Annotated in this window: 18 protein-coding genes; 1 reads left to right on the top strand and 17 read right to left on the bottom strand. The window is 41.5% G+C overall.

The features are described from left to right. Window positions 1-58: 58 nt before the first annotated feature. The gene (locus tag LS48_RS00785; protein ID WP_062619002.1) at window positions 59-1,204 is read left to right on the top strand and encodes a DUF2891 domain-containing protein; all 1,146 of its coding nucleotides are present in this window, start codon (window positions 59-61) and stop codon (window positions 1,202-1,204) included. A 1-nt stretch (window position 1,205) separates the two neighbouring features. Here the strand turns inward: LS48_RS00785 and LS48_RS00780 are convergent, their stop codons facing one another. From LS48_RS00780 to LS48_RS00700, 17 genes are all read right to left on the bottom strand, one after another. After that, on the bottom strand, window positions 1,206-2,534 hold the full coding sequence (locus tag LS48_RS00780; protein ID WP_078056353.1) for an ATP-binding protein: 1,329 nt from the start codon (window positions 2,532-2,534) through the stop codon (window positions 1,206-1,208). A 16-nt stretch (window positions 2,535-2,550) separates the two neighbouring features. Further along, window positions 2,551-5,124, bottom strand: a complete 2,574-nt coding sequence (locus LS48_RS00775) for a patatin-like phospholipase family protein (RefSeq protein WP_062619000.1) — start codon at window positions 5,122-5,124, stop codon at window positions 2,551-2,553. Between the two features lie 70 nt (window positions 5,125-5,194). Then, a complete protein-coding gene (locus tag LS48_RS00770) occupies window positions 5,195-6,010 on the bottom strand; it encodes a peptidoglycan-binding protein (protein WP_062618998.1) in 816 nt (271 codons plus the stop codon). Between the two features lie 20 nt (window positions 6,011-6,030). Next, complete coding sequence (locus LS48_RS00765) at window positions 6,031-6,939, bottom strand: hypothetical protein (RefSeq protein ID WP_062618997.1); 909 nt, start codon at window positions 6,937-6,939, stop codon at window positions 6,031-6,033. A 17-nt stretch (window positions 6,940-6,956) separates the two neighbouring features. Continuing rightward, complete coding sequence (locus LS48_RS00760) at window positions 6,957-9,704, bottom strand: eCIS core domain-containing protein (RefSeq protein ID WP_062618994.1); 2,748 nt, start codon at window positions 9,702-9,704, stop codon at window positions 6,957-6,959. 4 nt (window positions 9,705-9,708) lie between these two features. After that, the gene (locus LS48_RS00755) at window positions 9,709-11,058 is read right to left on the bottom strand and encodes a contractile injection system tape measure protein (RefSeq protein WP_062618992.1); all 1,350 of its coding nucleotides are present in this window, start codon (window positions 11,056-11,058) and stop codon (window positions 9,709-9,711) included. A 249-nt stretch (window positions 11,059-11,307) separates the two neighbouring features. Continuing rightward, window positions 11,308-13,932: a hypothetical protein gene (locus LS48_RS00745; protein ID WP_062618987.1), complete on the bottom strand. Its 2,625-nt coding sequence runs from the start codon at window positions 13,930-13,932 to the stop codon at window positions 11,308-11,310. 12 nt (window positions 13,933-13,944) lie between these two features. Further along, window positions 13,945-16,605 (bottom strand): baseplate wedge protein, encoded by a 2,661-nt coding sequence (locus LS48_RS00740; protein WP_062618985.1) that lies wholly within the window; start codon window positions 16,603-16,605, stop codon window positions 13,945-13,947. Next, window positions 16,593-19,730, bottom strand: coding sequence for a baseplate J/gp47 family protein (locus LS48_RS00735; protein WP_062618982.1), 3,138 nt, complete (start codon window positions 19,728-19,730; stop codon window positions 16,593-16,595). Before LS48_RS00735 ends, LS48_RS00740 begins: the two co-directional genes overlap by 13 nt. Window positions 19,731-19,735: 5 nt before the next feature. After that, the gene (locus LS48_RS00730; protein WP_062618980.1) at window positions 19,736-20,146 is read right to left on the bottom strand and encodes a GPW/gp25 family protein; all 411 of its coding nucleotides are present in this window, start codon (window positions 20,144-20,146) and stop codon (window positions 19,736-19,738) included. Window positions 20,147-20,148: 2 nt separating this feature from the next. Further along, window positions 20,149-20,442 (bottom strand): PAAR domain-containing protein, encoded by a 294-nt coding sequence (locus LS48_RS00725; RefSeq protein ID WP_045079903.1) that lies wholly within the window; start codon window positions 20,440-20,442, stop codon window positions 20,149-20,151. 38 nt (window positions 20,443-20,480) lie between these two features. Then, window positions 20,481-22,226 carry a type VI secretion system tip protein VgrG gene (vgrG, locus tag LS48_RS00720; RefSeq protein WP_062618978.1) on the bottom strand — a complete coding sequence of 582 codons (1,746 nt, stop codon included), beginning with the start codon at window positions 22,224-22,226 and terminating at the stop codon, window positions 20,481-20,483. 1 nt (window position 22,227) lies between these two features. Continuing rightward, window positions 22,228-22,914 carry a CIS tube protein gene (locus tag LS48_RS00715; RefSeq protein WP_062618975.1) on the bottom strand — a complete coding sequence of 229 codons (687 nt, stop codon included), beginning with the start codon at window positions 22,912-22,914 and terminating at the stop codon, window positions 22,228-22,230. Then, window positions 22,914-23,075, bottom strand: a complete 162-nt coding sequence (locus tag LS48_RS15460) for a DUF5908 family protein (RefSeq protein ID WP_193392779.1) — start codon at window positions 23,073-23,075, stop codon at window positions 22,914-22,916. The genes LS48_RS00715 and LS48_RS15460 overlap by 1 nt, the downstream gene beginning before the upstream one ends. A 1-nt stretch (window position 23,076) precedes the next feature. Next, the gene (locus tag LS48_RS00710; protein WP_062618973.1) at window positions 23,077-23,517 is read right to left on the bottom strand and encodes a phage tail protein; all 441 of its coding nucleotides are present in this window, start codon (window positions 23,515-23,517) and stop codon (window positions 23,077-23,079) included. Then, window positions 23,517-23,954: a phage tail protein gene (locus tag LS48_RS00705; RefSeq protein ID WP_045079899.1), complete on the bottom strand. Its 438-nt coding sequence runs from the start codon at window positions 23,952-23,954 to the stop codon at window positions 23,517-23,519. Before LS48_RS00705 ends, LS48_RS00710 begins: the two co-directional genes overlap by 1 nt. Window positions 23,955-24,048: 94 nt before the next feature. Then, window positions 24,049-25,473, bottom strand: coding sequence for a phage tail sheath family protein (locus LS48_RS00700; protein WP_062618972.1), 1,425 nt, complete (start codon window positions 25,471-25,473; stop codon window positions 24,049-24,051). Between the last annotated feature and the right edge of the window lie 5 nt (window positions 25,474-25,478).

The following is a 25,478-nucleotide window of genomic DNA, read 5'->3' as shown; positions in this document are numbered from 1 at the left end:
CGAATAATTTTTTGTTCGTGGATTTGTGGCTTTATCTTTATCCAAATTCGACAGTTTTATGAAAAAATTCTATCTGCTTTTTTTCTCTGTAATCCTTCTTTTTGCCTGTAAAGACCAGAAAAGAGATAGCTCAGAAACTTCCAAAAAAGATGAAACTTCCATACAAACGTTTCCCGAACCAACCTTTACATTAGCTGAAGCCAATAAACTGATTGAGCTTCCACTGCAATGCGTAGGCACAAAATATCCTTATAAACCCGGTGAAACCTTGGAAAGTAAAGCAGATTTGGTGGAACCAATCGCCGTGCATCCTATCTTTTATGGGTGTTTTGACTGGCACAGCGCCGTCCATGGCTATTGGTCTATGGTTACGCTGCTGAAACAATTTCCAGAAATGGAAAAGGCAGAGGAAGTTAGAAAATTGCTGAAAGAAAAGATCACAGCCGAAAATGTGACTACCGAGCTTGCCTTTTTTGAAAAACCCATCAATAAATCCTTTGAAAGAACCTACGGTTGGGCTTGGCTCCTAAAACTTTCCGAAGAATTACACAATTGGGACGACCCAATGGCGAAGGATTTGGAACAAAACCTGAAACCATTGGCAGATATTATTGTGCTTCGTTACAAAGAATTTCTTCCAAAACTGAATTACCCAATCCGAGTGGGTGAGCATACCAATACAGCCTTCGGATTGACTTTCGCTTATGACTACGCTAAAACTATGGGCGATTTGGAATTAAAACAATTAATTGAAAAGCGCGCCCGCGATTTTTATATGAATGATGAAAACTGTCCTATTGATTGGGAACCCAGCGGCTATGATTTTCTTTCGCCTTGTTTGGAAGAAATTGACATCATGCGCCGCGTACTATCACCAAAGGCAAAATATTCTGATGGAGAAGAGTTTATAGAATGGTTGGATAAATTTATGCCTCAACTTGCTGATAAAAACTATCATTTAAAAGTAGGGGCGGTAAGCGACCGTACTGACGGCAAATTAGTGCATTTGGACGGCCTGAACTTTAGTAGGGCTTGGGTTTTTTATGGTTTGGCAAAACGGTACCCGAAATACAAACATCTTGAAAATTTAGCGAATGAACACGTGGCCTATTCCTATCCAAACTTAGTGGGTGATAGTTACGAAGGCGGCCACTGGCTGGGCAGTTTCGCTATTTATGCATTAAATACGCTTCACGAAAAATAGGCTAATGTGTGCGGTTTTCCTTTAAAAACTCACGTCTGATTCCCTGTTGTAAAATTTTAAATGAAAGTGTTTCAGATTTTTCACTTAAAACCTGTAAGCAGCAAAATTGGATGATGTTCAAAATATTGGAGCCCGTGAGTTCGTATTTTTTTGAAATTTCTTCCCAATCAATTTCTTTTGAAATTTTCAGTTTTTCGGGAAGATTTGTTTTCCAAATAACAGCCCGTTCCTTTGCACCGGGCATTTCGAAAGCGATAATAGATTGAAACCTTCGCGTAAAAGCTTCGTCAATATTATCCCGAAAATTGGAAGCCAAAATAATCAATCCGGGATGCGATTCTACGCGCTGCAGTAAATAGCTAACCTCTTGGTTTGCATATTTATCGTGGGCATCTCTAACATTTGTTCGTTTTCCGAAGATGGCATCGGCCTCATCAAAAAACAAAATCCAGTCTTTATGCGCGGCCTTATTGAAAAGGTTTGAAAGGTTTTTTTCGGTCTCGCCTATGTATTTGGAAACCACTGTTGAAAGGTCAATACGATACACGGGTTTGTGGGTGTATTTTCCCAAAAGGCTTGCGGTCAGTGTTTTTCCCGTACCCGCTGGTCCATGGAAAAGCACTCGGTAGCCTGCTTTCAAGCGTTTCTCCATTCCCCAATTTTTGAAAAGATGGTCGTTGTGTTGCAACCAAAATTCAAGCTCCTTTATTTGCTGCAAGGTTTTTTCGCTTAAAATCAAATCATCCCACTCCAATTGGGTTTCAAGTTTTTCCGCCGGAAATTGGGTGCTCAATTTTGGTGGCGGCACCTCTCCCGTGGTGAGCTTGTGTATAATTTCTGGGAAAAGCACTAATTTTCCGCTCATCATAGGTTCTCCCGAAGGTACATTTTCGAGGTAAAGCACATCTTTTTTGTTGAAGAAATGTGCTTCCGAAAAGTAGTCCATGCACTCCATTCTTTTTGTGAAATCTGAGCCCCCCAAAATAAATTGAACGGTTTCGCCCGTGGGAAGAATGCCGCGGTGATTTTGCCCTTTTACACCGCCAAACTCAACAAAATCGGTCCCTTTTGGGAATTCCTTTGAAACCACATCGAGCAAAATTGACGGATAAATGGAAGGTGCGAGGGCCAAAAGAAGAACTAATGCTTCCGCTTGTGAAATGTTTTCTTCTTTTAAAAATTCGCCCAATTTTGATTTCCCCAGTTTTTTTAAATCCAAAGTAGGTGCTTGCGTCCCAAAATCTGAGATGGGATTTTTTATTCGCCACGAAATGACCGCTTCCAAAAAGTTGAAAATTTTAGTTAGCTCAATTTCAGATGTATCTTTCATCTATATTTTATATTATTTAAAAAGCGATTTCCGGATTTTTGTTTTTTTCCATGGCTTTTGTATTGATTATTTTTTCGATTTCTGAAAATTGCTCTTCCAACAAAGGATGTTTTAAAATGGCATCGATATAATTTAAGCTGCTTATACTTAAATGCCGTGAAAGGGTAGGTTCGTAAAATTCCCAAGGGTCAAAAAAGGATTTGTTTGGCTTTTCGGTCAAGGAAAGTATCAAATTGTTTTCCTTTTCGAGAAAAACTTCAAGTTTTTTGCGGGTTTTGGAATTTGTAATCGTGCCCTTAAAAAACGCTTCCACATCATCAATGGAGACTTTGTGCGGCATAAAAATTTTGAAATAACGCAATTTTCCATCGGCTGCTTCTTCCCAATTGGTCAAATAATCACTGAGGTAGTTGGGGATTTTATCAAGATTGAGCCCCGTTTCCAAATCGACGATTATGTTATCCGATTCGTTTTCGTTTTTGTGGATGTGAAGGATTTTGTTTTCTTTTTTGAATTTTTCAACCAAATAATTCACATACAGACTTTTGCTGTTTATAATTTCAACATAAGCAATCTGTTTGTCGCCCAAAACCTGATTGCGAAGTAAATAATGGTGCAAATCCAAACATCCCAAAAGTCCGCTATTGTCAATCGCCCCCGCATCGATAAAATGGCCGTGCCCCTTTATTTTTGCGGCCGGACTGAAAATAGGGAAACGGTTGGTAGTGGAAACCGCTTGGTAAAAAGGAATGGTTTTATTGCCCGCCAAATCGGCCAGATTTTCTGCATAGGGAAAAATTGCGTTGAAATCTCTTTGTCTCACAGACCACAGAATGCCACGGTTTCCTTTTTGGCCGGCGGTATTCATAATGAGCGACGGAAAATAGCCGCCTTTCAAGAAAGCTTCTTTCCAATAATCGCGAAAAGAGACTTTGGAAAGATGTTTTGAAGGCGTGTTTTGAATGTTGTTTTGATATTTCACCATTGCATAATATGGACGGTCGCGTAAGCCGATACGCTGGCTAAACGGCCACAGCTTTCGATAGGTATCCAGCCCGAACGTTAGTGTTAAATCCAGTGATGTATAATTTTGTTTTGCGAGGGAATCTATCTTTTTTTTGATGCGAAGCGTATCCAAAGCATCTTCCTTGAAAAGCCCCGTATAGAGCGCCAAACCTAACGAACCGCCCGAAGCGCCCGAAAAGGCGATGCTTTGTTTCAACAGTTTTCCTTCTGTATTTGTTTGTAATTTGTTCAGCACATTAAGTGTCCAAACGTTTGCTTTTAACCCGCCGCCGTGTGAAGCTATAAAGAAAAGTGTGTTGTCCTTTTTTGCTTTTAGACTATCCAAAAATACTGCTTCGGGTATTTCGGTCTTTGTGTTTTCAACTAAATCCAGTTCGTGGGTAGTGACTTCGGTATTGGTACAATTTGTAATAATTATGAGAACAATCAATATCAGGTTAATTGCCAAAAATGCACGATAACTTTTGGTGTTCAGCAATTGTTTTTTTCTGGCAACAAAAAAGTACTTACCCAGACTTGCCAATACAAAATAGTAAAAGTAGAAGAAGGCGAGCAAAATGGGAACGCCATTCATCAGCGGCCATCCCAAAATGCTGGCCATTGTGAGTACAAAAAGAAAAATTGCGGCCACTAAAAAGTTCAAATAAAACATTAACAGATAGTTCTCGGATTTTTCCAAAAAGTGGATTTTTTCAAAAAATATCCGTACGGGAAGATATTTGGCGCTAGTTAACGTATCTAAAATCAAACTGAATTTGGAGCGCAACAATCTGAAAAAAATGTAATTGAACATAAAGGCATAGCTGGTCAACAGCAGCATTATAAACCCTCCCGGGCTGAAATTGCCCCAAGTAAGCGTATTTATGAGCAGAACAACGCACAGGATAGCAATGATTAGGTACCAAAGGGCCAATTTTCGGTAGAATTTTATTAGCTTTTCAGGAAGTTCTTCGGTGGTTTTTTCACTTTCGTACCTGGTGATTTTTTCCTTCAAATAGATATAAAGTACAAAAGGGACGAGAAGCAGCACATAAATAATAATCTTCACCTTATCAAAAGGGAAATCCTCAAAAATGAAGTTTGGCTTAAAACTGCTGATGATGAAGTGTATCCAAACAATGTGTATTAAAATGCCCGTGGAATAGCGGAAATAATTGGCCCAGTTATCGGGTTTGTAACCTGAGCTCTTATCTGTGGTAAAAGTATAGACCGTAAATTTTTTAAAAATCCACCAGTTTAAAGGGTGCTTTGCGTGCCAGTTTGTATAATCGCCACTGTTGTTGAGATCAGCTGCATAATAGGTATAAATAGGGTAGTGGGAAAGCGCAACAGCCAGCCCGTTAATGAAAAAGAATGCCAAAAACAGGGAAACCCATTTGGTCTCTATCAAATCGACCATCATAGTGAAGGCCTGATCCATTTGGGTTAACAACAAAAGAATGATCAATATGACCAAAAGGCTTAAAATAGAAGACTTAAAAAAGTTTTTGAAAGATTTGAAAAGACGATGCACAACATCAATCAGCTTTGTAATCCACGATTTTTTTTCTTCAGTTTCTTTCATTGAAAAATTGATATAAGCTTCTAATTTAAAGATAATTATCTAGAAAAATTTCTTTTGAAAAAATAATAAACTATACCAATGGCTCGATGGAGAAAACATCCAGTTTCGATTTTCTGAAATTTCGGGTTCTTTTTAAAACCGCAATCCCGTTTCGGGAGCCCGCTTGGTTGGTGTTTCCCTCAATGGTCTCAATCACGTCGTTGCCCACGGAAATGATAATACCTGTATGCGTCCAATCATATCTAGATTTTTGCAAAAGGAAAAAATCACCCGGTTTCATCACCGAAGGATTGTTGCGAACCGTTTGGTAACGCGTCAACAACCCTTTGCTCAAACCTGTCGTCCCAACGGTATCGCAACTGTAAGTAAGCGGCATTAAGCTGCGGAAATCCTTCCCGAGCGCGCTGGCGGCTTGGTCTAAAATTGTTTGTGCAAAGCCCATGCACCAGTACCAAGGCGAACCGTCATGGCCGTCCATATACGCCCGAACCCACGGGCCACTGTTGGATTGTCCTTTTATTTCGAGTTCGAAAGGGGCATTCCTTAAATGATTTTCAGCCGCTTCCACCATTGCATTTCTTAGCGTGATTGACTGCAATGGTCTTTCAAAGGCATCTTTCATGCCTTCGCAGAGTTTTTCAAAAAGTTGTGGGGTAACTATCCCGTTCTGGCTGCTTTTTGTTGCCTTTTGAAAATTTTTGACCGCTTTTTCGGTTGCTGGGCCAAAATCGCCGTCAATTCCGGTTACAGTACCACTTTCGGGGTTTTGAATGGCATAGAGTGAAAGCCAAGACTGTATTTTCATCACATCTTTTTTAGTATTGTCGCCGTGTCTTTTTTGGGTCTCGTTAATGGTCAGCTCTTTTAGATATTTGTCTTTTTTCATGATTTCATCTGTTAAATTGTTTATTTTTTGAGGAAAATTATTTTCGATTCCTGAACGGCGACGAGCATCCCGTTCCAAGCGCCAACGGTGTGTATGAAATTATCGATTTCAAAAACTTCAACATCTTTTTGAATAAATGCAGATTTCCATTGGTAATTTCCGTCAATGTCCATTTCCTGTTTTTGTAGCCAGAGCGCGGCCTCGCTTCCCGAAATCGCCTGTAGTTTTCCGGTATTTGCGTTTTTTGAAGCAACACAATGTTTCTCTTCACTGTGCTGAAATTTTAAACACACGGTGTTGCTTTCCATCCATCCAAAATAAATATCTTCATTTGATTGCCCAACTGTTATAGACTGTGAAATATTTAAGGAATGTTGCTCATTTGTAATCAAATCAATTACGATCGTTTTGTTTTTTTCTGAAATGATCGCGAAAAGGGTTTTCGGGACGGCGATGAGTTTTGCTGGCGGATTTTCAACTTGTATTTGCTGAATTTGTTCTATTTCAGAATTATTAAAATTTAAGATACCACGCTTTATTTCATCAGTTTTTTCCTGCCAAGCAACATATATTTTATCCGTGCCGCCAACCTTGGGCCAAATACTGGGAGTGATTTCCAAAGGTATTTTTTGAAGAATTTCTCCGGAAAAATTTATAGCTACAATTATGGCGTTTCCCTCATTATCACTGCCGGAAATAATTATTTGGCTTTCAAAAATATAAGCAGATGTCGATAATATGGGAAGGGTTTTAATTTTTTCAAAAGTGAAAGAATCACTTATTTTAAATACAAAAGTTTCTCTCTTTGCAATTGAATTTGTTAAGATGAAAAGACTTTCCTTCCAAGAAACCAAAACGGCATTCGTTTCAACAGCAACGGGCAGTGAAACGGTTTTTTCAATTTTCAGAAATGATTTATACTTTGTCATCTTAATATTTTTCTGATTTAGGCATTGTCGTGCATAAATTCCGCAAAGGATACATAAGCCGGTATAAAAGCGGCCTCCACGCCGGGTGTTGAAGCGGCGAGGGCTTCCAAAAGCAATGATATCTGCTGCCGCGGATCAGCCCGGAAAAAATCAGGGCCAATAAACAGCGTATCGCCTGCAATGGTGGCGCCACCCATCCAAGACACTACACCAACGGCAAGGCCAAATACTGTTAAGTCTCTTTTTACGGCAAAGCGCATCAATTTATATTTTTCAACGATAGCGGCTAATTTCACCATATCGTCCAAAGTAGGTTGGTTTGGCGGAACGGAAGGATCATTTACGGGAAATCGCAATGCAGCTTCGTGCATATATGCATTGGCCCAAGTTGCGGCCCAGGTTTGGGAGCCATCGCGTACTAATTGTGCTTCCCCGAAGAGTTGCCCCGAATGGCTTGTTGCCCAAGCCAGTCTTTTCTCCAATTGTGCAATGGCAAGTTTCAGTGGGTCTTCATCCGCAGCATCTATCCCTATAAAAGTATCATTGGACGGCGTGCTTATTCCGGCCGGCACCGCATTTGCATTTCCTGTAGTCTGTACTTCTTTTGCAAAAAGTGCAAAAAGCGCATAGCTGTCTGAATTTCGTAAACGATCTTCAGGCGAAAGCTGGAACATCATCCGTTCGTGCCTATACGCCACGTCTTTTGTCCCTTCGGTAGGAGCTCCCGCGCCACCCAAAGGTGTGGTTCCGTGGGCGCTTTCGTGAATTAGATTTCTAGCGGCATCGTTGGTGTTCAAACTTTTAAAGGTAGGAACGCATAAAGTCATGGTTGAAGCAGAATCGACACCATTATTATATGCTATTGGCCCATTTTCACACCCGCCGGTATCACATTGGCCGCCACAATTTGTAATTGCGGGCAAACCTGCAACATGCGCTTGCAGTCTTAACAAATTGCTTGAAAGTGTTGCTAAAATGGCAGCATCATTTCTTCCGAAAAATTGCTGTACTAAATTTGGGTTAAAATCTGCGTGTGTTGCATTTGCAGCATTTATGGCTGCAGTCATGGCGTCATTGGCTATGGGCAATGCGGTATTAAAAGCGGTCAACGTATCGGGATCCATCGTTGCGCAGGGCTGGGTAGGCGGATTTACTTTTTGTGGAGGATTGCTTCCCACAACTATTGCATCGCAATCCAAGGTTGTGGGAGTAGCCGTTCCCGTTAAGATTTCAACGCTTCTCGCACTTGCAAAATCACTTCGTGTTGAAGTGGCCGCGGCATTTCCAATAGCCGAAACAACGCTTATGGCGTTTGGATTCTGTTGTAATCTTGCCAAAACCGCATTGGCCCTATCCTGCGCAAGGGTAGTGGGTTCTTCCATACTTGCAAAGCCAATCAACCTTACATTCGTGGGCGTTGTCAATTTTAAGGCATCAATTGCGGCAATTCCACCTGGAGTAAGAATGGCACTTCCCGCTGCGAAAAAAATCTTGTCCTGCGAAGAAGCAGGTATTCTCGTAATCTGAAAATCGTTTGGTCCCGCTGTTGGCATTACGGCCGGGAGCGCACCAGCGGTTGGCTGAAGTGTTACTAGGCTTTTTCGGTTTTGGGTTGAATCTATGGCCGAAAATTCCTCCGTTTCCCCATGTGCAAATTTGTTAAAGGTTGCGGTTGAAGGAATACCGGGACTTCCATCGCTAGGGTTTTTCAGTTCGTTTTCCACTGCATTTGCGCGATCGCAGGAAAGACGCCAATTGGTTGAAGCCGCTCCATCACAGCTCGCAAAGCCATCAATGCGTACAGTGTCATTGCGTGCGTCGGCGTGCCACTTTGCCGCAATTGCTGAAAGCGCTGCTTTGCTTTGGGCGTCTATGGCCCAGTTTCCGACCACATAATTTATTTCAGTGTTTTGGTGGGTTGGGCGTGATGTTTCGGTAGAACATCCGTTCATACCCGTTGAGGGAATTGTTGTAGGACTATTTTCGCAGGCCCGCTGAATATTATTGTGAATGCCTTTATTTTGCTGAATTACATGCGTAAGCTCGTGCGCCAACAAGTGTTTTCCAGATTTTGTGGAAGGATTGAATTTCCCGGAATTGAAATAAATATCGTTGCCATTTGTAAACGCCTGCGCTCCCAAAGCGCGGCTCATTTGCACGGAGGTACTATTGTTGTGAATGCGTACATTGCCGAAATCTGCCCCAAAACTTTTCTCCAATTTTGCTTTTGAATTTTTGGGAAGGGGAGTGCCACTGCCTTTCGTGCTTTTTAAAGTGCTTTGAATATTTGAAGCTGAAGCACTGCTGCTTTTGGAGGATTTTTTTTGAATGCTTTCTTCTTTCTGTTCGCAGGCTTCACATTTTTTTTGGATTTTGGGAATCCCATTTTCAGAGGCTTTTGAAATACCGGTCTCCTTTTCACATTCCTCACATTTTTCTTGGATTTGTTCGTCTTCAACGCTCTTTAATTGGACCAACGGGGTTATGGAATCGGAAAGCGGCTGTTGTTGGATTTCCGTATTTTCTTCCTCGGTTTTTTTCTGAATTGTTGCTGGTGGAAAAAAAGTTTCCGAAGCACGGAAGGCACCATTTTCCATTCGCTGCACCACTTTATCGGCTACGGAATCGGCTTCTTTTTCATAAGCATCGTCGGCTTTTCCCACAGATAGCTTGGCCTGTGCCGCAAAAAAGGGCGTATTGCCTTTTGTGGGCTGCAAGGAATTTGGTTTTCCGTTTTGGGCGCTATTTATTGAAAAAGCTCTCATAATTTTACCAATCCACAAACAGGATTTTTTCCTTCCACGGAATTTTGATCAAATGCACATTCCACGGCAGTTTGTCCAAAAGAATATCCTGGGTTTTGCGTTGAATATAAAGCTGTTGTTTTTCTGCTGAAACCGTGAGTTTGCCTTCCCGTTGCAAAAATTCGTTTTGAAGAATTGCGGTGGAATTGCTTTTCAGCGCCGTCCAATGGCCAAGCACGGCCTCCAGCAATATCTCACAGGCCATTTTTTGCTCCTTTGTCAACAAAATATGACGGTTAATTGGATGGTTTAGAGGAACATTGCAAAGAAATTTCTCAAAAACAAGTTCGTACTCATACGCCTGTTCCTTTCCCGTTGCCAAATAGTGGAGCGCGTGGATGGCTTCGTCCATTTTTTCAGGTTTGATAGTCTTTTCCGAAATAAAATCCATTTTTTCAAAAAACATTTTTAGGAAGGGATGCAGTAAAACCAATCCGGCATTTTGTACCAAAATACCATCCTTATTTGTTTCAGCTTCTTCTTCAGCGTCAGTAATGTCTATCTCTTTTTGGCTCTTTTCTGTTTTAAGGGAAACTTCTCTTTCAGCAGTTTCCTTTTGAATATTTTTAGTGTTCAAAGAAATATCCAAACCGAAACTTTCTTTTGAAATTTGTAGCAATTTTGAGACTTCTTTGGCGGGAATATTTTGAAATATTGTTTCAACTTCTTCGGCGTTTTTATGAATTGAATACAACAGCACAGCTTTCCAAAATTGGGTTCTGAATTTTTTGGGAACCTTGTTTTGCCAATCACCTAATTCGGTTTTTTCTAAATAAGAATTTACTATTTTAAATAACTGATTGTCATCAAATTGATAAATCAATCGCTTCCGAATCGTTGCTTTTGAAAGAAGGTTTTTCAGTTCTTTTAATGTTTCACTTTTGGAAATTGTTTCCTCAAAAAAACCTTTCCACATATCCGGTTTTTGATCAAACCACCACGGCAGTGTTCCTGTTTTTAGAAAATGAAGAAATGATTCGGCCTCGTTTTGCGCAGGCGACGTGGTTTTAAAATCATTCCACTCCGGGCTTAAAATATTTTCTTTATTAATCGTTCTTTTTAATTCTTTGATAATTAATCTTTTGAGGTCTTTCAAAGGATCTTTTTCTTTAATAGAGATTTCCAAGGAAATATTTTCAATTCGAATAATTTTTGGATTGTTTTTTTGAAGCGAATTGAAATAACTGTCTATTTCAGGAAGAATTTCTTCTTTAAAAAAATCGCCCAATCCATCTTTTAATTGCATACCATGGGCAAGTGAAGGGGTATTTACCCCAATTTGTACTTTTTTTATGATATTTTTTGGCGCAACCATTTGTTGTTTAGTTTTTTAGACTTATATTTACTACTCGATTCAGAGATGAATTACTGGGTTGTGTGCAGTTTAGTTCAAGTTCTTTTATAGTTTGTACTTTAGTTCGTTCGTTAGGTTTACTTTCGTCGGTCTTTTGTCTTACTTGTAGTGCTAGTTCTTTAGTGTTTAGACCCATAAGGGTATCATTCGGATTGTACAATTTTACCGACTGATACCCTTCTTTTTTTACGCTATTTTCAGCTAAACTTCTCATATTCTTATCGCATTTTCGCCCGTTGGCGTTCCAAAATAGAAATCTGCCACTGTTTTGTATTTTGCCATTGCAGCATCCAGAACGCTTGAGTATTCAAAATTTGTTATGTAAATGGAGAGTTTTGTGACGCCCGTTTCATTGTGAAGATATTTCCGCAGGTTCACGAACAGCACAATATCATCGTGGGTATTTTTCTTGTTTCGTCTATGGTGGTCGAGCATAAATTTGTTTACCCAAATGCCATTTACCCAATCGCCATCCAATCGGAATTGTAGGTTCGTGCCACTTCCGGCCGCCTGGTTCAAATCGCGTTTTAAGTTGCCGATTATGGTTCTAATCTCTTGTGGCAACTGTGCTGAAGAGGTAACCATTCGGGTCAATCCTGCTTCAATTATTATAGGATTGGTAACCAATCGCTCAGTGAGTTTGCTCCATTTTGCCCATTTTTCATCATAAGTTCCGTAATCATCATCTTTATTTACTGGTGCAATCTGTGCGTGCAGTTTTTGATAGAAGGCCTCGCGGTAATTTCTCAAATCACGGCAACGCATCGCATCGGGCCTGAAAACGCGATTGTTTCGGAACATGCCATTGTTGCTGTATGTATAAATGGCATTGTTGTTTGCCTGTGAAATCTCCCGCAGACGAATGGTGAAAGTGTCTTCCTTCGCACGCGTAATGACCAGCCTTTTCTGACTTTCGTTAAAGTCGAAAACCACGCCTTTGTCAAATTTTTTATTTAACGCTTCGGTCACTGCGTGTATCCTTCTCAAGAATATTTCCTTTAAAGGAATTGTAATTGTAGTCGTTCTATTAATTAGCGGTTCGCCGTTAATCCTGTATTCAATAACCTGCAGCACATAATTTTGCGGCATCGGTTTATTGCGGCTCTGCGTTCCTTTCAAACTTCGTGAAAGGTTGTTCATATATTTTAGCGAGCTGATCCACGGATAGGTACATTCCATCAAAGAGCAGCAACCGTCTGAAGCAGTGCTGATTTTAGTCGAAATACAAAAATCGGCCACCACATTTTCCCTTTCGGAAACCAACACGAAGGTTCCGCCTTTGGGAACTCCCGCTTTATGGGCAATTGAAGGGTTTTCCCTTAAAAAAGAAGTAAAGGCCTGCGCATCTTTTTGAAGGTCGAAAAGCAAACAGTCAAAATCCAAAGCGTAGTCATTCTTTAAATTATTTATTGCATTGCGGCTGTCCTGCGCGGGATGCCCAAAATGCCCTTCAATCCTGTAAAAATCGTTGCAATCCAACTCAAATTGCAATGGATTTTGAACCCAGCTATTCGGCGCGAGGTTTTCTTTGTGAAAGCTTACGTTGAATCGCTGTTTGTAGTTTTCGGTTTTGTTGAAATCCCAAGCCGTGAGCATTTCAGCATCAACTTCGTAATAAACGGGAATGGCTTTTTCGCCCAAATTTCCGCAGGTTTTTGAAGGCGTAATGGCAACCTGTCTTTCATCGGAAAGATTGAAATTGTCCAAAACCAAAACCAAGCGCTGAACCAAACTTTTCGCCGTTTTTAGATATTTGGCGTATTCATTGTTTGTTGGCGAATGGTAAAAATCGTGGCGCAATTCGGGATAAATTTCTTCGGACGAAAGTGCGCCCAGCAACAAATGCTTAGGAAATGCCTCAATATTTGGGCAACATTCGGTTTTCAGTTTTAAAAGAATCTCTGCCAGTTCATTATAGGTATCGCTTAAATCGCGTACCAAATCATAGCGGTATTGGACCTTTTCATTGGTGTTGAAATCATCCAAATTATTTATCTGGTTCAACATCGTGTTCGATGTCCCGTCCTTTATATCCAAAACGTCGGAAAAACCTTGGAACAATTGCTGAAACGCGGAGTGCAAACTGTTTTTTGAAGCTGTAATTGCAGCTTTATAAGCAGCGGCCAATTTTGTATATGAAGTTGCATTGCCATCGTTTAAAATTACCTTCGGAACAGCGGTTTGCGGAAGGTTTGTAAATGCCTCGTAAACGTTGTGCTTCGTAAAAATGGCATCCTTTGCATTTACTATATTTTCAACATCTTCCCGGTTAATCAATAACACCCGAAGATTTTGGATATTTAGCTGCCCTTGATTGTCGCAATTTGTGGTGGTACAGATGTCTGCTTCTTTCGGAAAACTTTCCAAATACAGTACGACAACTTTTCCATTGAGCAATTGAGAATTTATGGGAAGATGACCGGCTTCCAAATCTACCTTTTCCTGCGGAATTAACTCCCATAAATCAATCGTTGCATTGCCGTTTCTGAAGTGTTTGTACTTAGCCTTATCATCGTCAAAATCGCGAAAATGCGAATATTTGATACTTTCCAAAACAATGGAGGTAACGGAAGAGTTTTTGATACTTTTTTGAAGTTTCAGCAAATCACCATCGGTCGTAACACCGCAGCCCTGCGTTACGGTTACAAGCGATTTTTGGTTGTTTACCGAAACCTTAAATCCGCACGCGACGCCAACGCCCACCAGGCATACGCGCGTCAAGCGGTCTTGGTCCTCAAAATATTCTATAAATTCGTTCAACTGCCCGGAGGTCAGTACTTGGTCGTCCACGAAGGAGCGGTACTGTGGAGTAATTTCCATTAATTTAGTGCCCATAACTTTGGTATTTTAAAGTTTGCCCAGGTTGGTCCTGCCCAGGATAATATCTTGTTGTTCTTCGTCATCATCACAATCGTGAAGCGTTCCCTGCGTGTAAATGGTGTGCAATGTGCTCATAATTTTGATAAGCCTTTTCAATTTTGTGGTCGGTTGTTTTTGGCCCATATCGGTTTTTGCCAATAGCCAGGCTTTGTAGGCTTCTTCCAGTTCCACCATTTCATTTTCCTCGCCTTTGGTGTCGTAACTTTTTGGGTAACCAATCCAACAGATTTTTGCCAAAATATGCGAAGGCAATTCCTTTTGAATCAGTTCTTCCAAAAACCTTCGGAAATCTACATTGCTGTAGCGTTCCGTCCATCCCGGCAAAACGATGGAAACCCTGAAAGAGTAGGGGTCAATGCCTTCGCAACCCTCGCAATTATCGATACAAATCGGTAAAAAAGTATTTTCGGGAGCGGTGTCTTTTGTTACGTCGGGGCGAAGCAGAATATGCTCAATAACGTACATTCCTTCGTTGAAATCGAGGGTGTTTACAAATTCAACGGTTTTAGCAATTGCATTTTCGGCGGTCGATTGTGTTGAAAAATTCGAAATCCTTCGGGCTATCACGTGGCCTTCATCGGTTGTATCGGGAATGTTCGGATTGGTAAGGTTGAAGTAAAACTTTCCGGCGGTATTCACTTTTATTTCATAGTTTTCCGCAAAGCGGCCGTAATTTTTCACGTCTAAAATTTCCTTATAAAGCGAAGTCAAATTGTGGTAATGCTTGCTGGAGGAAGAAAGAATTTCCTTGTCTTTGCTTCGGAAACGGAAACGGTATTCAATGATGCCGTCGGTGTCAATTTCCTCGTAAATTTCCAACGGGTCGTCAGAGAAATTTCTACGGAAATAATTTGGGTTGCCGCTTAAAAGTGCGATGCGTTTTTGGAATGCCGAAACATTGCCGGTGTCCCACAAATCTTCGGCTTTCTGTTCAAAATAATTGAAACTCAAAGGTCGTTCACAGCCAATCATTCCGTATTGTTGAAGAAAACCTTCCTTGGTTTTGATAACCGCAGCGTCGGTATTGCTGCCGTAAAGTTGCTTCATCAAAAAAGCGTACTCGCTGAAACTTTCCGCAAAACGTGAAAGCAAATGATCGAGCATTTGGTTCCTGCGCGCAACTTTCTCGTCAAGGTCGGAGAACAAAATATCAGTAATGTTATCATCGGAAGAATAATTGGCAGAGACCAATTCTGAAAGGTCTTTTACGTTTTCAACCATCTGCGTGAAATAACTTTTGTCCAGTTCGCCGTTGATTGAAAAAATATCCTTTACATTTTTTAGATGTGCAAAATAGCTTGCGAAAATCTGGTCAAAAAAGAGCAGATATGCTTTCAGTTGTTTCACTTTTGCGCGGTCTGCAATGGTTGCCGTGCTTTTTACGCCCAATTCCCCAACGCCATAAACTTCTGGAAAATCGTTTTGTATCGTACTGTAATTGCCAACATCGGAAAACCGTCCAACGGGCAGTTCCAACGATTTTTTCTGCGAAGCGGTGTCGAGAATATTGGCTTCGATTTCATCATAAATCGCTTCCAAATAATCGGCAACCGCTTTTTTGTTTATGTTCAGCGGAAGAAATCCTTTGTAATAACTGAACGAACTTTTATCGCAGCGTTTCGGCTTTTTTCCTTCGGGAATGCAGAGATTCCAGATTTTTTTGGTTTCGGGCTTGCCATCGCAATTGTTGATAGTGACGTCACGGATAACATCAACGCCTTCAATTTTTTGGATTAGATCAATTAAGTCGGTCAATCGCACCTCTTTTCGAAGTTCTGTTTTTCGAAGTTCTGAATTGTCAATAAATCCATTTTTCAAAAGCGGTCCGTTAAAGATTTCATCGGGCGCATAGCCTTTTTCAAGCATTTCCTTTAAAGAGTAGAAGCGGAGGGAAGGCGACAGATATTCGTCAATTGTATAAAGAATCTCTGCGTGCACTTTGTCCTCGTCGGCTTCGGGTTTCAGTTCCACGATTGCGCAAACAGCTACCGGATGGTTTTCAACTTCCTCGATTTCAATTACATCTTCGCAAAGATTTCGGTGTGCGTGATAAACCGTTCTAACCTCTTCTTTTAGACTTTTTATTTCTTTGTTTCGCTTCGCTTCGGTATTGAAAATTTCTGAGTCAAGCTCGTCCAATTCCACCAAAACATCGTACAACCCATTCAAAATGAATTCCTTTTTATACTTTTCCTTTATTTCGAAAGGTTTGTAGGAAAGCTTATTTTCTTTACAGTTGGCATACACTTTCTTTTCGTGTTTTTTCAGCCAGGCATTTTTCACGCCTTCAATGTCGATAAACAATTTTCGGTAATCCAGCGCGGTTATTGGTTTTATGGGCAGTGCATTTTCGGCTGTCAGAAATTGCTCATTTAAAAAACTCGGATTGTTTTCCTCTGCCAAAATATTCTCCAACGGAAGGGAAAGCCGCGCGCCCAAATCGGTAATCGCGTAGCACAAAACTTCCAAAGTCGTGATTCCCGGGTCGTGGGCGTTGTAGTCCGTCCACAGACCGCTGCCCAAAGCCTCGATGTATTCGATTCCCTTTTTTCTAAGGAATTCGAAGTCAAGGTCGTCCTGGGTGGAGGTATCCTTCGCGATGGTGCTGTATGTTTTTACGGAAGACATACGGTTGGTTTTTTAGGGGTTTGTTCACTGCATTTTGATTGCACGGCGGTTATAAAATGCTTTTTTGCCGAGACCAAAATTGCTTTCGGACTCGATGGAATCACGTTCGTTTTTTCAATATATGCTGAAGTTTCAGAGGTTCTGTGCTTCACACTCACATCGTCTAAAAAGTCAACGTACGGCTGGTTTTCCAAATAGGAAATGAGTTTGTTTTTGTGAAAGGCAACACCAAAATTCAGTACTGAGGTTTCCGAATACGCCCAAGGCGAAAGGTATTTTTTGACGTCTTCCTCAATTTGTTTTGTATAGAAATTTTCGTCAAAACCTGTGTTGAATTTCACACCGAGCGTAACCTCAACTTCTTCGTAATCGGGGTTTATAATTTCCGCGAAAACGAAAAACGTGTTCAGTTCGTTGATGTAATTTTGAATCTCGTTTCGCTTGGCAGTACTCAATCGCGGCTGAAAAATATCGAAGGCATTATTATTTTTAATATCAGGAATCACAACTACCATAACATTTCCCGGCGCGTGAAAATCATTGCCTTTTGTGTGGTTTAAGCATTTCACTTTATACACTTCCGGAAATTTTTGAAGAATTAAATGTTCGTAATCCCACAGTGAAATGGCGCGGTCGCGATGGCGAATCCGTTCGCTCACGCGGCGATAGTAGCTTTCATCGCTTTCCTCGGGTTTTCCGCCAAAGGAATTGTAGGGTTGCAAAACACTTTTTATTGCGGAATCGCGCTCCGTAAGTTTGCTGATGGTTTCGGCAGGCAGACCGTTTTTAAGGTGCGAAAGTTCATTGCTATTGTTTACGAAAGTTGCCGTAATAACCTGTGCGTGGACGTTTATAAACCTACAAACCGCATCGAAGCTCTTTGGATTTTTTGCGCGCAGCCAAACCATTCCCGAAGGCAACAACGTATTGTTTTCGGTAGCTTCGCGCGGAATTATGATGGTTACAATTCCTGTTTTTAGGAAGTTATCTGTTGTATTTCCCAACAAATAATCGCTCGAAAGTTCCATCCAAGAATTGTTTGAAAGCACTGCCCAAGAAATTTTTTCAGCAGAGGAAAAAGTTTCCGCCAACGGGTTTTCGGTTCCTTCCAATAATTGAAACAATAACTGCACTTGCTGCAATGCCTCGGTATTCTCAAGACCGATGTAAAGTTCGCCGCCAGCACAGTACGTTGGGACCAAAGTCTCGGAAGTTTCCGCCTGCCCGAACGGATGCTCGTGGAACAATTGTATCTTTTCAAGATTTGCGGTTTGTGAAACACCAAATTCAACTTCTTGACTCGCGGTATAATTCAGTGCAATTTTTTCAATAATTGGAGTGTACGGTTCGTTGGGCAGTACGGTATCTTCTTCCGTGGAAAGCGCGAGCGCATAAACCTTTGGGAAGAGTGCGTGTAAAAACGATTGGTTCAACGATAGTTTTATTGGTCCGTTTTTTCCCGTTGTGTAATTTGCGTTATTGATGGAAAGATTGCTTTCAAAAAGTTCCCCATTTTTGGTGAAAAGCGGAAAGGCACCGTTTACGGTTACCAAATTTTCATTGTTTTCAACGGAAACCTTCGCCTTAAAATAATCGTTTCCGGTTACGTAAAGATTGCTCGGGCTTGAGGTTGGATTAAAAGTTAACCCAGCAGGTTTTGCATATTTTTTGGTTACCGTATTAAAATTGAAATAAAGCGTTTGAAAATACAGATTTGGCGATAGGTTGAAATTGTTATCGTCTTTTCTGTATGCAATGTAATGTTGTTTGAAATCGGACGGAGTATTCAGCCACGAGGCGTGAAGTGAAACTGTGTTCCACTTTTTGCTGAACATTTCGGGATAGTCAATATAGAAAGCGGAGCGTTCCATAGGCTGCGTTCCGAAAGGAAAAAAGGGCTTGTCTGCAGCAAGGGTTCCAAAATCATTTTTCAATTGCAGATTTTCAGCTTCGGAAACGGAGACTTTTACGGTTGTTTTTTTTACTTTTTTCTGAAGCAATTCCGTATAAAGTTGGTAACCGATGCTGAATTCGGGTTGTTGCGTTTTCAGCAGAAATCGAAATACTGGTTGTTCGGTTTCGAAATTTTCTTTGTGGATTTCTTGGTTATACGGAACAATTGCCTTTTCCGTTTTATCAATTTTCAAACAAAATTGAACTGTTTTATTTCCAACAACCGAAGTAAAACCCTTTGTTGAAGCCGAAATTTTAAACGGTCCCAGCCAGTCTTTTTCACCAGTGGCAAAAACGTCGATACAATCAATTAGCTGTGAAATATTGAAAACCGGAATTGATTTTTCAAGATTGAAAATAACTTGGATTACGCGTTCCCCTTCGCCCAAATTCAAGGTTGGTGCTGCAATTGCAAATCCAAGGTTTGGGGTTTCCAAAGAAATTGAAGGTTTAAAATGGGTTGGGTAACCAAAGGGCAACCAATTTCCATCGGCTTTAAAAGGTTCGCCTTTGCCGTCTGCGGAATTTACTGCTGGCGCGGCAAATAGCCCGTTAAATTCAATTGGGTTTAGATTGTTGGTTTTTCTGTGATGGTAAATGCTTTTTAAGGCACCAACAGTCGCTTTGTTAACAACTACTTCTTTATCGGTTGCGTATTGCAGTCGTTTCCCCAAAGCATCTTTTCCGGCCTCCAGTAGCGTGTGTTCATCTACTTTGGAAGTAGAAAAATTCTTGGCCAATTCAAAAATAAGATGAACACTATCTGCGACCGGAGCTTTTTTGTCAATTTGAAGAATTTCGTTGTAATAGAAATCGAGATGTCTTTTGGTAAGTGCATTAAAATGTGCTTTGGAAATTTCAAGCAATTTCAGAAAGCACACAAAAAGTGCAAGGTGCGGGGAGAGGCGGTTTGACGTTTCGGCCTCTCTTAAAAAAGCTGTGATTTTTTCCTTTTCAATAAAAAATGATTCCCAATTTCCCGAAGGTACAGCAGCATTTTCAACAGAAAAATAATTTACTTCCGAAGCAAAATTATAGGCAAACTTCATCCAGTCTTCTGTTGAAAAATCGTTCAAGTTCAGATTTTCCGGAAGCATGGCGCTGAGCGACCTTTGGGTCTGTTCGGTGCCCTTATGGTTTATCAGAAATTTATTTTCGCAGTCTTTTGCCATGGTTTTTATACTTCGGTGCCTTCGGTTTTGTAAAATGGAAATACAAGGTTTGCCCTCGAATTTGTGATTCTGACAACGTATTCAATGTTTATTAAGACCTCGCCGTTCAGCTCATTTGTGGTGTCTAGCGATACTGTTTGTGTATCAATTCGTGGTTCGTAATACAGAATTACGGTTTTTATAAGTTCAATTATATAGGTCTTTAAGGTTACATCCAGCGGTTGAAATAATAGTTCTTCCAAATTGCAGCCATAATTGGGAAGCATTACTCGTTCGCCCAAGCGGGTTGATAAAAGAATTTCAAGGCTTTTGTTGATATCTGCCACTCCGGTCGTGGTGACCAATTGGCCCGTTTTTTTGTCAAAATGGGGCGGAAAACTCCAACCTTCTCCTAAAAATGTATCTGATGTATTCATAATTATCCTCCTATTAATACCGTGAATTCCCCCAAAACAATACTTCCACCGTGTGCCGTGCTATCTCCCAATCTCGCTGCGGGCATTCCGCCGATAAATACCGAGGACGAGCCCATTATTATTGAGTCCGGTGGTCCCGCACAGGTTGCCATATCTCCAACTCTGGCTGCGGGCATTCCGCCTATTAAAACCGTTGGTTCGCCCGCAGGAAGTATTGGCCCGCCAACGTGCGGACTTCCGTTTGGGTTGGTCATCGGGCAAATGTGCATATCGTTTATTCGGGCTGCTGGTGGCATTTTGGTTGTTGGTTTATAGTTGTTAGTTGATTGACTTTTTAATTTATTTGAACTAATGATCCTTTTAAAACTGCGACGGCACTGGTTGAAACTTCCGCTCCAGCACTGCCTTCAGCTTTGAATTGGGCATTCGCTTTTACATTTATATTCATAGCTTCAATGTTGCAATCACCGGTTGCTTTTATGCTGAAATCCTTTCCGCTTTCCATCGCAACCCCATCACTGTCCATTGTAATTTTGTTTGAATTTTCATCCTCAATTACAATTGCTCCCGCATCTTCGTCTATGGTAACTTTTTTCCCGCCGGGCGTTTCAATAGTGATTGATTTTTTCTCATCATTGAAAATGAGTTTCATTTCACTTCGGGTAACAAACCCTTTTTCGTGATTGTCGTCGGAGGCTGTCAAAGGGGCGGGTTTTGCGCTGCTGTGGAGCATTCCGAGGATTACCACATGGTTTGGGTCGTCGTTTACGAAACCTACAATTACTTCGTCTCCAATTTCTGGCAGAAAGAAAGAGCCTCGGTTATTTCCGGCATCCAGAGTTGCGATACGTGTCCAAATGCCCTGTTTTTCTTTGTTGATGATGGGTATTTTCACCAAAATTCTATCCTCGCCGTCGGGATCCGATTCCAATTGTGAAACAACCCCAATTTGCAAGCCACTCACCGCGGGAATAATTCCGGCAGCAGGCAACTCTGAAATATCATAGGTTTCGCTGAACCATTTTGGGTTCATCCCGAATTCGGCGTCAACGGTCCAGTTGCCATCCACAATTTCGTGGCGAACGGCACTGATAAAAATCTTTCCGTTGAAACGTTCGCCCACGCCTTCCAACTTGAGCATCGTTCCGGGTTTTACGGTTGGAATGCCTTGAAATTTTACGTGTCCGCGCGTTTTTGAAAGTTGCTGGAATAGACTTTTTGCATCGCTCCAATCTTTTAATTGGGTTGAATTGTAACTTCCGCCGCTTTTCAATTCCAAATTTTCAAGGTTTATTATTTCCGCTAAATCTGAAACCGAAATATTTCCGTTTAGGGAAATTGCGGGGTCAGTGGCTTCGGCTTCCACAATTTCCTGTTCGGAAGGATTCCAGCCGTATACGGTAATTGTGTTGAATTGGTTTCGGGCATCCATTTCCGCATCAAAATCGAGTAGGGTAGCGCCGAAGGCAACGGTTTCAATTGCATCTTGGGAAAGATCGGGTTTTGAAACTGTTATTTTTCCATCATCAACAGTACAAATTTGTCCGTTGATTTGGGCACGAGTCATTATAAAATCCCAATCGGAAGCTCGATATTGAACCATTTCCTTATTGGTGAACGAAGTTGCTTCCACATCGCTTTCCAAGGCGTATTTGCCAATAATTTCTTCAATAATATCGCTGTCCTTGCTTTCGTAGTAAAAATTGCTCTTTCTGCCAATGGTCATTTTCACGGCCTCATCGCGGCATTCCACAATCAAAACTGAATTGCTTTCGCGGATTTTAATGCTTTGTTTTATGATTATTCCTTTAAAAATGGTTTCCTCATCGCTGTGGTAGCCTGCCTTTATTTCGATATTTTTTCCGGGAACCAATAAATCCTCATTGCTGAGACTGAAATTTTGCGAAGCCGCTTCCCCATCAAAAAACACGATTTGCGCAAAGGGAATTCGGTTTATTTCCTTTTCCACCGAAATATTCTTCACTTGATGTGCGGCCGAAAGTTCGGTGCCCTCAATCAAGATTTTGAAGGTTACCAAATCGGCGCTTCTGGAGGTTTCTATGGTTCTACTGTTCGGCATTTTAGGATACTTTTTCTATGGGTGGAAATTTTAGCTGTTGGCCCGGTTTCAATCTTCGGAAATTGGTCAGGTTATTGGCGGCGGCAACCTGCAAGTAATATTTTGAATCGCCGTAAATCCTGAAAGTCATTAGCGGCAGCGTGTCGCCTTCCTTCACAATCCGCACGTGTGTTAAATCTGGGGAATTGTTGTTTTCCTTTGCCAATCTCAAAAGTTCGTCCACGACGCCCTTGAAACTTGCAGTTACCGTGGCCCGAAGGGGAACGCCTTCTGGTGAAAAAAGCTTGTATTCAATAGACATTTCTGCCAAAATCCCTTTGAAAAGCAGCGTGCCCCATCCAATCATTAAATAATTGGGTTTGTGCTCATCGCCGTTATAATCGAAAACGATTCTTTTGAATCGCTCAATATCGGCAACGATTCCCATGCCAATCGAATTGTCGTGCCCTTTGATAATGCCCGTTCTGTCAAAAAGAAATTGGAGATTCAAATCCTCGGGCAGCGAACGAACGTATTTGGGCTGCGTGGCACTAGTGCCCTGGCCTTGCGCTTCGGTGTATTCCACCTTGTATTTGAAAGCGTATTTTTCGGGATTCAATAAAGAAGAAAATACGCCGTCGCCCACCAATTGGGTGAATTTGTTATCGCGGTAGGCTATAATTTTCAGCTTTGTGAGTTCGCCTTTCATTATCGTTCTTTTTTTCGGGATTCAATTCGCATAACCTCTTCAACGGCCGCTTTCACAATTCTTTCCGCTTTGCCCACGGATTGCGTATCTCGTGGGGCATTGGATTGTTCGTCGCCGTTCACATTTATCTTGATGTGAAGCTCTTTGATTTCGATAGGCATTTTATACGAGTGTAAAATAGTTATAGGCTAATTCTATGGTCTCAATCGTTATTTTGCTTTCTTCGGCATTAAAATCGTCAACGCTCCATTTTACGGGATAAACATGCACAACGTTCCAGGTTACAAGCGGTTCATGCTTTTCGTTCAGCAATTTTACTGTGAGATCAACGGGTTCAAACTGAAAACTTTCAATGGCGTTCCGGCACCATTTTATGATTTCGGAATCGGTTACCATCCCGCGTTTCAAAACAAGGTTTGGAAATTTGGACCGCACCGGCAATTTATGTTTGAACCTGTTTTCGCCTCCCTCTGCAAATTCCTCGGTCTCAATATCTATGGAAAGCCCCGATACCGATTGGAACTGAACGTCTTTTTCCTGTGAGGAAATTCCGTTGAATTCCACCTTAAAATGAAAGCTTACCGGAGGATATTCAGTGGCCATCAATCTCCGTTTTGGATGGTTAGACCTTCGTGGGCAATCTCCAGAGTTTCAATGGCGGTTTCGTTGCCGTCGCCTTTCAAATCTGTGGATTGTACCTTTATCGGAAAGGCGTTTTTCACCTTCCAAACTATTACCGGCGCGTGCTCTTCGTTCAGCAATGAAATGGTGATGTCGCGGCGCTCAATTTTATTTAGGCTTACGGTATTCCACCATTTGTAAAACTCGTTGTCGTTCGCAAATGAACCGCGTTTTAAGGTTATGTTGCTGTATTTCTGCATTCCCGGCATCTTTATTTTGCTGTATTCCGGGCTGGCACCGTGACGGTACTCGATCAATTCGGTTTCTACGTCCAGTCCACTGACCTCGGTAAAACCTATGTTTGTTCCTCCCCAGTCCACTGAGAAATGAAACTTTACTAATGGATATGTATTTGCCATTTTGCTATGTGTTAAATGTTAATGGTTAAATGTTAAGTGTTTTGTGTTCCGTTTGAAATAACTGCTCACTGCTACTGAAAACTGCAAACTAAGACTAAGCTTCCTGCATTTTGTGCGAGAATTTCAAAACAATGAATTCTGCAGGGCGTACTGCAGCCATTCCTATTTCAATATTCATAATCCCGTTCAATATGTCATCTGCGGTCATTGTTTCGCCCAAACCTACGCGCACGTAAAATGCCTGTTCGGGTTTGGCGCCTGCCAATGCGCCTGCTCTCCATTGAAGAATTAGAAAATTTTCAATCATCGCGCGTACTTTTACCCAAGTGTTTGCATCATTAGGTTCGAAGACAAACTGTGCCGTAGCTTTTTCAACAGACTCTTCCACCATATTGAAGAAACGGCGAACGGGTACGTATTTCCACTCGTTGTCATTGCCCGCAAGAGTTCGTGCGCCCCAGACCAAGATTCCCTTCCCTGTAAATGACCGGATGGCATTGATGGATTTTCCTGAGGTATGGATGTTCAAATCCTGCTGTGCTTCGTGGGTAATTTTGATTGTGGGCTCCACAGCGGCACTCACCGATTCGTTTGCAGGGGCTTTCCAAACGCCCCGATTGCTGTCCACTCGTGCATAAACCCCGGCCATTGCACTGCTTGGCGGAAGTGTTACGTATTGTTTTTCCAGTTCGGTTTTTATTTTGTTATAAAGTATCAAGTTGAAATCGGAATCGCCACTGTCTGCAAGCTCGCTTAATGCTTTGGTGTCATATGCGCCTGCTGAAGTAGTATTGGTTTCATCTGTTACATTATGTGCCAATGTAACGGCTGCATCATCGTATGCATAGCTGTAAACAGTTCTTAAGAAAGGGTGATAGGCCGCACCATATTTCAATAAATCAACACCATTGCCCAAGGACGCAGTGTTGCGAATATTGTCACTATTGTTAGCGAAAGCATCTATAATAACAAAGCGGTCTTTCAGCTTTTGCGATTGCATCAATGCTCTGTTTATAAGCGAGTAGTAGCTTGAAGCGGTGGAAACCGCCATCGCATCTGGAAATACATAAAGCGTGGGCTCATCAAATTTTTCAAACTCGTCTAAACCTGCGGCAAGCAATGGCTGATTTACGGTTCCGCTGGTATAATCACCCACAGAACATATGTAGCAAGGCCCACCGCCATTGTCAAAATACATGCGCATGGCATAATACATTACGTATGGACTGGTGGTTCCCAGCGCCACGCTAAACTTTTGGTCCAAAAGCTGTACTGGTGGCCCGCTGTTTATGGTATCGTTGATGGTTACGGTAATGTTTGCTTCCTTCTGCGCCTTTCCAAAATAGGTTTCGTATTCCAGCAGCGAAACAATACGTTTCGGTTTGTTGCGGACGGTTGTGTCGCTGATTTCGGTGTAGCCAATAAAGGCCGGGATTGCTGTTTCCACTTGGGCCACAGATGGTGGAAACTTCGATATTTCCTCCACATAGACCCCGGGTGTTTTGTACGTAGTTGCCATAGTTT

It is taken from the genome of Aequorivita aquimaris, from assembly GCF_001573155.1.
In the GTDB taxonomy this organism is placed as follows: domain Bacteria; phylum Bacteroidota; class Bacteroidia; order Flavobacteriales; family Flavobacteriaceae; genus Aequorivita; species Aequorivita aquimaris.
Note: the sequence above shows the minus strand (reverse complement) of the source record. Positions and strands in the feature narration are given on the sequence as shown.